This is a genomic window from Roseateles sp. (assembly GCF_036486225.1).
Taxonomy (GTDB): Bacteria; Pseudomonadota; Gammaproteobacteria; order Burkholderiales; family Burkholderiaceae_C; genus Roseateles.
This window is the reverse complement of the sequence record NZ_DASVNZ010000204.1, coordinates 1-3001: the sequence shown is the minus strand read 5'-3', so window position 1 is coordinate 3001 and position 3001 is coordinate 1. Positions and strand designations below refer to the sequence as shown.

General features: G+C 73.0%; 5 protein-coding genes. 1 reads left to right on the top strand and 4 read right to left on the bottom strand.

Annotation, left to right across the window (positions count from 1 at the left end; all coding sequences use genetic code 11):
• A partial coding sequence (gene flgA, locus VF536_RS14210) for a flagellar basal body P-ring formation chaperone FlgA (RefSeq protein WP_331615511.1) occupies nt 1-491 on the top strand: 491 nt, incomplete at its 5' end.
• 23 nt (nt 492-514) lie between these two features.
• Here the strand turns inward: flgA and VF536_RS14205 are convergent.
• The 4 genes from VF536_RS14205 to VF536_RS14190 all read right to left on the bottom strand — a co-directional run.
• Nucleotides 515-1348, bottom strand: a complete 834-nt coding sequence (locus VF536_RS14205; protein ID WP_331615510.1) for a glycoside hydrolase family 73 protein — start codon at nt 1346-1348, stop codon at nt 515-517.
• Entirely contained in the window at nt 1335-1799 is a 465-nt protein-coding gene (flgN, locus tag VF536_RS14200) for a flagellar export chaperone FlgN (RefSeq protein ID WP_331615509.1), read from the bottom strand. The genes VF536_RS14205 and flgN overlap by 14 nt, the downstream gene beginning before the upstream one ends.
• Nucleotides 1796-2098, bottom strand: coding sequence for a flagellar biosynthesis anti-sigma factor FlgM (gene flgM, locus VF536_RS14195; RefSeq protein ID WP_331615508.1), 303 nt, complete (start codon nt 2096-2098; stop codon nt 1796-1798). Before flgM ends, flgN begins: the two co-directional genes overlap by 4 nt.
• 37 nt (nt 2099-2135) lie before the next feature.
• A partial coding sequence (locus VF536_RS14190) for an OmpA family protein (RefSeq protein ID WP_331615507.1) occupies nt 2136-3001 on the bottom strand: 866 nt, incomplete at its 5' end.

Genomic DNA, 3001 nt, shown 5'->3' with positions numbered 1-3001 from the left:
ACGTCGCGCTGCAGGACAGCCGCAGCCTGATGCGCCTGCGCCTGGTGGCGCGCTGCACCGACGACGCGGCCCGCGTGCCGCCGCAGGACTTCCTGTTGCGCGCGACGCTGAGCGCCGAGGTGCTCGTCGTCACTCAGGGCGTGGCCAGCGGTCAGCCGGTCACCGAGGACCAGCTTCAGCTGCAGCGCCGCGACATCAGCCAGACGCCCGACGCCTTGTCCACACTTGATCCCGGCTTCGCCGCACGCACCACGCTGCGCCCGGGCCAGCTGCTGCAGAAACGTCTGCTGGCCGCGGCGATCGTGGTCAAGCGCGGCGACACCGTGCGCATCCGGGCCAGCCGCAGCGGCGTCAGCGTCGAAGGCGCCGGCGAGGCGCTCGACAGCGGCGCGCGCCAGGGCCTGATCCGCGTGCGCAACAACGCCAGCGGTCGTGTCATCCAGGCGCGCGTACTGGACGCCGGCCTGGTCGAGCCCGCCGAACTGCGCTGAAGCCTTCACGACGACAGCAATCGTCATTTCGAAGCTCCCGCCGCTCGGGTCGATGCACCTGTCGTGACCGACATCGGCGTGGTCGTCGGCACCGCGCCGGCCTGCGCCGTCACGCGCGCCGCGACCTGCGCGAGCTTCTGTGCATACGCCGGATCGGTGGCGTAGCCGCCGCGCTGCAGTGCCGCACCGTAGGCCTGCGCATCTGCGCCGGCATTGAGGGCGCCCTGATAACGCGAGCTGGTGCCGACCAGCCGGGCCAGATCGTCGAAGGACTGCGACGGGGACGCGTAAGCGCGGAACGCCTCGCTGCGCGCGACGGGCAGGCCGCCTTCGACCTCCGTCGTCATCGCCTGGGCGACGGCGCCCTGCCACCCCGTGGCCTTGATGCCGAAGTAGTTGTGGCTGCTCGAGCCGTCCGCCGCGCGGATGGGCGAGCGCCCCCAGCCCGTTTCCAGAGCGGCCTGCGCGGTCAGCACCTCGGGCGCGACGCCCAGCTTCGCGCCGGCGCCGCGTGCCAGCGGGAGCACCTCGTCGATGAAGGCCTGACGCTGCGCATCGCTGACGCCATCGTCCGCGGAACCGCCGGTGCCTGGCGCCGAGTCCATGCCCGCCACCGACAGCGACCTCGCGCGGCCCCAGGCCCCTTCAGGACTGAGACCGCCACTGGCGCTGCCACCAGCGCCACCGTCACCCTGCTCGATGTAACGCACGACATCACGGTGCAGCGCATTGAACAGCGCGTCGAAGCGCGGCGTGGCGAAGCCACCGGCGCCCGTGGCGTTGGCCGCGCGCATTGGCGCGATCGGCCCGGTCGCCAGCGACGGGAACTCACCCGCGCGCAGGTCAACGTTCCGCATAGATGTGCTCCTCGCGGCCCAGCAGCTGCTGCATCAACGCCTGCTGCTCGCCGATCAGTTGCGCATTGCGCAGGTTCATCGCCTTGCACTCGGCCAACGCGCGCTCGATCGCGCGGCGCGACGCGGCGATCGGCTCGGCCGTCGCGGCGGGCAGGCGCTCCAGCAGCGCGCGCAGGCTGGGCTGTGCGGCACGGCCCAGCAGCCCCACCAGCAGTTCGCGGCGACGCGTGCGTTGCGCTTCCATCGCCGCGGCCTGCGCGAGGATCTCGGCGGACAGCGCCGCCATCGCCTCGGCCTCGTGACGCAACGCGGCGTGGAACTGGCGGTCCAGCAGCTCGCGCAAGGCCTCGTAGCCGCGCAGGTCCTGCGAGAGGCCCTCGCCGAGCTGCTGCAGCATCACCGCGGCGGTGCTGTCGGCGCGGCGCGCCGTGCGGGTCAAGGTGGCGGTCACGCGCGGCCTCCGTGATAACGCTGGATCAGCTGCGACAGGCGGTTCGCGTCGAACTTGATCTCGCCCTTCGCCAGCGCGTCGCGCAGCGCGGCGACCTTCACCTCGTCGACCTCCGGCATCGCGGCCAGCGCGGCCTGCGCGGGCTTGAGAACCTCGCTCGCGAGCTCGCCGGCCAGCATTGCCGGGCCGGACGACGGCCCCGCACCGAGCGCGCCGAGTGCGCGGTCAGTCGAGTCGACGGACGTCGCCGACGTCGTGCCGGCGGCGGGGTTCAGCGGGTTGGTGCCAGTGATCTTCATTCGTTCACCCTTGGATCTGGTACGCATGGGGCCTCCGTCAACGGGAGGCCGCCGGGACGGCTTGCGCTGCGGGAGTCGTGGCCGGTGTCGCCGCATTCGCCGCTGTTGTCGCCGCTGTTGTCGCCGCGGTGGTCGGGCCAGTGGCTGGCGCCTTCGTCAGCGCGCCGCGCACCTGCTCGGCAGCGTCGATGTCGCGTCCCGGGTCGCGCAGCCCGGCCGGGCCGAACATCCCGGCGATCGCCTGCGCCTGCCTGGCGGTCAGCAGCATCAATTCGATGCGGCGGTTGGCCGCGGCGGTCGGTGCGAGCGGGTCCAGCGGCGCGGCATCGGCCATGCCGGTGACCTGCAGCACGCTGGACTCGGGCATGCCGCCGACCAGCAGTTCCTGGCGGGCCGCCATCGCGCGGTGGCTGGACAGCGCCCAGTTCGTGAAGGCGCCCGGGCCCTTGTCCTGGTAGGCCGTCGCATCGGTGTGGCCGACGATCAGCAGCTGGTTGCGGATCTCCGCCAGCATCGGTCCCAGCTTGCGCAGCAGCGCGCGCAGCGGCGCGGCCGGCTGCGCGCTGCCGCGCTCGAACATGCCGCTGGCCTCCGTGTCGTGCAGCTGCAGCCGCAGGCCCTGCGGCGTGACGGCGCTGCGCAGGTGGCCCTCCAGGCCCTCTTCCTTGGCCAGCGCGGCGATGCGGCGCGCCAGCGCCTGCAGCTGTTCCGGCGAATCCAGGCTGGGGCGGCCCATGCGCGCATCGGTCGAGCCGTGCTGCGGATCGCCGGGGCTGGGGTCCTCGCTGCGCGCGGGCACCGGGTGGCGCTCGATCATGCTGCCGCGCGAGCCGGCGGCCAGCGAGTTGGTCAGGCCCTGCCCGTCCTCGATCAGGTTGGCGCCCGCGTTCTGCAGCACGACCT

Coding starts and splice junctions, on each gene's coding strand:
- VF536_RS14205 (WP_331615510.1), bottom strand. CDS start 1,348: ATGCGGAACGTTGACCTGCGCGCGGGTGAGTTCCCGTCGCTGGCGACC.
- flgM (WP_331615508.1), bottom strand. CDS start 2,098: ATGAAGATCACTGGCACCAACCCGCTGAACCCCGCCGCCGGCACGACG.